The organism is Kitasatospora sp. NPDC047058, from assembly GCF_040643935.1.
Taxonomy (GTDB): Bacteria; Actinomycetota; Actinomycetes; order Streptomycetales; family Streptomycetaceae; genus Kitasatospora.
The window spans coordinates 1-4,503 of sequence record NZ_JBEYVJ010000487.1 but is presented as its reverse complement, the minus strand read 5'-3'; the positions used below and the strand labels follow the sequence as shown (position 1 = coordinate 4,503).

Annotated in this window: 3 protein-coding genes; 2 read left to right on the top strand and 1 reads right to left on the bottom strand. The window is 78.3% G+C overall.

Going from position 1 to position 4,503, the window contains the following annotated elements; genetic code table 11:
* Positions 1 to 95 precede the first annotated feature (95 nt).
* Positions 96 to 1,793, bottom strand: coding sequence for a GAF domain-containing sensor histidine kinase (locus ABZ885_RS35985; protein WP_360198473.1), 1,698 nt, complete (start codon positions 1,791 to 1,793; stop codon positions 96 to 98).
* Between the two features lie 464 nt (positions 1,794 to 2,257).
* Between ABZ885_RS35985 and ABZ885_RS35980 the strand changes: the two genes are divergently transcribed.
* Both ABZ885_RS35980 and ABZ885_RS35975 read left to right on the top strand, forming a co-directional pair.
* Positions 2,258 to 3,154, top strand: coding sequence for a universal stress protein (locus ABZ885_RS35980; RefSeq protein WP_360198470.1), 897 nt, complete (start codon positions 2,258 to 2,260; stop codon positions 3,152 to 3,154).
* Positions 3,155 to 3,469: 315 nt separating this feature from the next.
* Positions 3,470 to 4,480, top strand: coding sequence for a hypothetical protein (locus tag ABZ885_RS35975; RefSeq protein WP_360198467.1), 1,011 nt, complete (start codon positions 3,470 to 3,472; stop codon positions 4,478 to 4,480).
* Positions 4,481 to 4,503 lie beyond the last annotated feature (23 nt).

Below are 4,503 nucleotides of genomic sequence, written 5' to 3'. Positions count from 1 at the left end.
GCACCCCGCCCGCCACCGCCGGGTGGACCCCGTCCGCCACCGCCGGGTGATTGCCGCCAGCCACCGCCGGGCGCCCCCGGGCAGCCGACGCGGCGTCACCCCGGCAGCGGGGCGTCCCAGACCAGGCGGGTACCGCCGGTCTCCACCGGCCGGAGCGCGAAGCTGCCGCCCACCCGTTCGGCCCGCTCGGCGAGGTTCCGCAGGCCGCTGCGCCGTCCGTCCTCCGGAACGCCGACGCCGTCGTCGGTGACCGTCAGCGTGACCCGGCCGCCGAGGGCGCGCAGGGCGACCTCGACGCGGCCGGCCCGGGCGTGCCGGGCGGCGTTGCTGAGCGCCTCGCCGAGGACGGCCAGCACGTGCTGGGCGAGCTCCTGCGGCACGTCGGTGTCCAGCAGTCCCTCCATGCTGAGGCGCGGTGCGAAGCCCAGGGTCGCCTGGGCCTCGCCGACGGCGCGGGTGGCGCGGGCCCGCAGCCCCCGGTCGGGCTCGTTGTGGGCGCGCAGCCCGAAGATCGTCGAACGGATGATCTTGATCGTCTCGTCCAGGTCGGAGACCGCCCGGCCGACCCGGTCGGCCGCGCCCGGGCTCTCGATCAGCCGGCCCGCGCTCTGCAGCGTCATCCCGGTGGCGAAGAGCCGCTGGATGGCCAGGTCGTGGAGGTCCCGGGCGATCCGGTCACGGTCCTCCAGCAGCGTCAACTGCTCGGCGTCGCGGCGCCGTTCGGCCAGCTCCAGGGCGAGCGCCGCCTGGTCGGCGAAGCCCAGCAGCGGGCCGGTCTCCTCCGCCGTGAACGGCGGCCGGCCGCTCGCCCGCGCCAGCAGCAGCACACCCCGCCCGAACCCCGGCCCGGTGCCCAGCGGCACCGCCACCGCCGGCCCCAGCCCGGCGAACCGCCCGGGCGGCCCGGCCGCGAACCGGGCATCGGCCGCCAGGCCGTCACAGGTCACCGGCGAGCCGGAGGCGTACGCGGCGCCGGAGAGCGTGCCGTCCACCGGCACCGTCACCCCGAGCCGGCCGTCCGGATCGCCGCCCAGCGCCACCTCCACGGTGAGCTCGTCCGTCCGCTCGCCCGGCCCGGCCGGCGCCACCGAGACGTCCGCTAGCTCGGCGCCCGCGATCTCCCGCGCCCGGCGCGCGATCAGCTCCACCACCTCCAGCCGGGGCGCGCCCGACAGCAGGCTGCGGGTGATCTCGGCACTCGCCTGCAGCCAGCGCTGGCGCCGCTGCGCCTCCTCGTACAGCCGGGCGTTGTCGATGGCCACCCCGGCCGCGACCGCGAGGGTGGCGATGACCGCCTCGTCGTCGGCGTCGAAGTCCAGCCCGCCGCGCTTGTCGGTGAGGTACAGGTTGCCGAACACCTCGCCGCGCACCCGCACCGGCACCCCGAGGAAGGTGTGCATCGGCGGGTGGTGGGGCGGGAAGCCGACCGAGGCCGGGTGCTCCGACAGCACCGGGCAGCGCAGCGGCTGCGGGTTGCGGATCAGCTCGCCGAGGATGCCGTGCCCGGCCGGCAGCGGCCCGATCGCCGCGATCTCCTCCGGCGGCAGACCGACCGTCAGGAACTGCGAGAGCGTGTGCCCGTCCGCGCCGATCACGCCGAGCGCGCCGTAGCGGGCGTCGACCAGGTCGGCGGCGGCCTCGACGATCCGGTGCAGGGCCTGGGACAGGTCCAGCTCGCGGCCGACCGCCAGGACGGCCTCCAGCAGGCTGTGCACCCGGTCCTGGGTGCCGCGCGCCGCGTCGATCCGCCACTGGAGCTCCTCCAGCAGCTCGTCCAGGCGCAGCCGCGGCATCCGCGGGCCTCCGGCGGGTGCGGCTGCGCCTGTGTCCGCCGTTGCGGCGACGCCCGTGCCCGCCGTTGCGGCTGTACCGGCGGGTACGGTGCCCGCCGGCGGGCGGTCCGTGTCCGCAGGACCGCCGGTGTCCGCCCGCGTACCTTCCGCGCCGCTCACCGGCGTCCTCCTCGTCGATCTGTCCGCTGTGTCCGCTGTGTCCGGACCCGCCCCCGGGTCGTCCGACCAGGAGGATTGTCGGATTTCACGGTAGTGCCCGAGCCCCCCTTTCCGGTACGGCGGGGGTCAGTCAAGCGCGGACGGGACGGCGTGCCGCGGGACGGGACCAACGGCCCTGCCGCGCGGGCCGTGCGGCACTGGGGCCGCACCCGCCCCGACCGCCACGATGGGAACGTCGGACGGTGCGTCAGGACGCTCCGCCCACCCCCCCCAGGCGCCGAGGCCCGCAGCGGAAGGAACCCCCCATGACAGCACCCGTTCTGGTCGGAGTCGACGGCTCGGCCGGGAGCATCGCGGCCGCTCACTGGGCCGCCGACGAGGCGGCCCGCCGGGACGCCCCGCTGCGGCTGGTGCACGCCTGGCCCTGGCTGACCGACGGCCGGGCGGCCTTCGCCGACGAGGACGCGCTGCCCGAGGCCGCCCAGCGGATGCTGGCCGAGGCCGCGGAGGCCGTGCGCAGCCGCCGGCCCGGCCTGGTCGTGCACACCGACGTGGTGCTCGACGCCGCCGTGGACGGTCTGGTCGCCGCGGCCGGGGACGCCGGCCTGCTGGTGCTGGGTTCGCGCGGGCTCGGCGGCTTCGCCGGGCTGCTGCTCGGCTCGGTCGGCATGGCGACCGCCGCCCGCAGCACCGTGCCGGTGGTGGTGGTCCGGCGGGCGGAGGACCACGAGGAGGGGCGGAAGGAGCCGGAGGGGTCGGAGGAGCCGGCCGGCGCGGGCGCCGAGGTGCTGGTCGGCGTCGACACCCGGGCCCCCGACGACTCGGTGCTCGCCTTCGCCTTCCGGGAGGCCGAGCTGCGCGGCGCCCGGCTCCGGGCCGTCCACGGCTGGGACCTGCCGCCGGCCTTCGGGACGGTGGGCTTCGTCCCGACGCCGCCCGAGCTGGCCGGCCTGGAAGAGCTGGAGGCCAAGGGGCTCGCCCTCGCCCTGGCCGGGTGGCGCGAGCAGTACCCCGGGACGGAGGTGGTCGAGGAGGTGCGCGTCGGAGCCGCCCGTGCCCTGGTGGAGGCCTCCGCGACGGCCGACCTGGTGGTGCTGGGCCGCCGGCGGCGTCCGCACGACCTCGGCCCGCGGCTCGGCCGGGTCGCCCACGCGGTGCTCCACCACGCGCACGCGCCGGTGGCGGTGGTCCCGCACGACTGATCCGGCCCGACCGGCCCCGGAGGGCTCTCGACCGGTCCCGAAGGGCTCCCGGCCGGTCCCGGAGGGCGGGGAGGACGGGCGGTGGCGGCGCGCGGGGGCGGATCCCGGGCCGTTGGACCCTGCCACCGCGTCGCCGCGCGGAGGCAGGCTCGGGGGTACAGGCTCGGGAGTAGCGGAACCGAGGACCGGACCGAGGAGCAGGGCCGCGCCGTCCCGCGCCGGGCGCGGAGGCGGCCCGCCGCCCGGGCACCGCGCGGCCCGGGACAGGCGCCCACGCGGCACGAGGCAAGGACACGAGGCAAGGAGACGATCACGATGACCGAGCCCACCCTCACCCCGGCCGACCTGCGGCTGCTCGCGGCCGCGGGTGGCGCGGCGCCGTCACTGCACAACAGCCAGCCGTGGCGGTTCCGCCCGGCCGCGGACGGCCGGGGCCTGGAGGTGCGCGCCGACCTCTCCCGCGGCGTCCCGCTCGCCGACCCCGCCGGCTCCGCGCTGCACATCGCCGCCGGGGCCGCCCTGTTCAACCTGCGGGTGGCCGCCGCCGCCCGGCTCGGCCGCGAGCCCGTCGTCCGGCTGCTCCCCGACCCGGACGACCCGCAGCTGCTCGCCGTCCTCGACCTCTCCGCCCCCGCCCGCGCCGCGCACCCGTTCGGCCGGGACCTCCACGCCGCCATCGCCGACCGGCACTCCAGCCGCGAGCCCTACGCCAACCGGGACGTTCCGGAGGCCGTCGTCGGCGAACTGGTCGGCGCCGCCCGCGACGAGGGCGCCACCCTCGCCGTGCTGGAGGAGGACGGCGTCCGCCGCGTCCTGGAGATCACCGCCGAGGCCGAGGACCGGATCGCCCACGACCCGGACCGCCAGGCCGAGACCCGCGCCTGGGTCCGCACCGACGACGCGGGCGCCGAGGCCACCGACGGGCTCCCGTTCGCCGCCCTCGGCGCCCAGGACCGCGACGCCCGCGTCCCGATGCGCGAGTACGCCGGCCGCCCGCCGTACCGGGACGCACCCGCCCAGCCGTCCGAGCGCTTCGAGGCCCTGCCGCAGCTCTGCACCCTCACCACCGCCGCCGACCGGCCCGCCGACTGGCTGCGCACCGGCCAGGCGCTGGAACGCGTCTGGCTGCTGGCCACCGTGCACGGCCTCCGCCTGACGGTCTGGCACCAGCCCGTCGAGTGGCCCGATCTCCGCCTGGTGCTGCGCGACCCCGCCGACGGGCCCGGTCACGTCCAGCTGGTCCTGCGCGTCGGCTACGGCCCGCCCGGCGCCGCCACCCCGCGCCGTCCGGTGGAGGACACGCTCGACGAGCCGGCCGGGCGCTGATCCTGCGCCGAGCCGGTTCGACG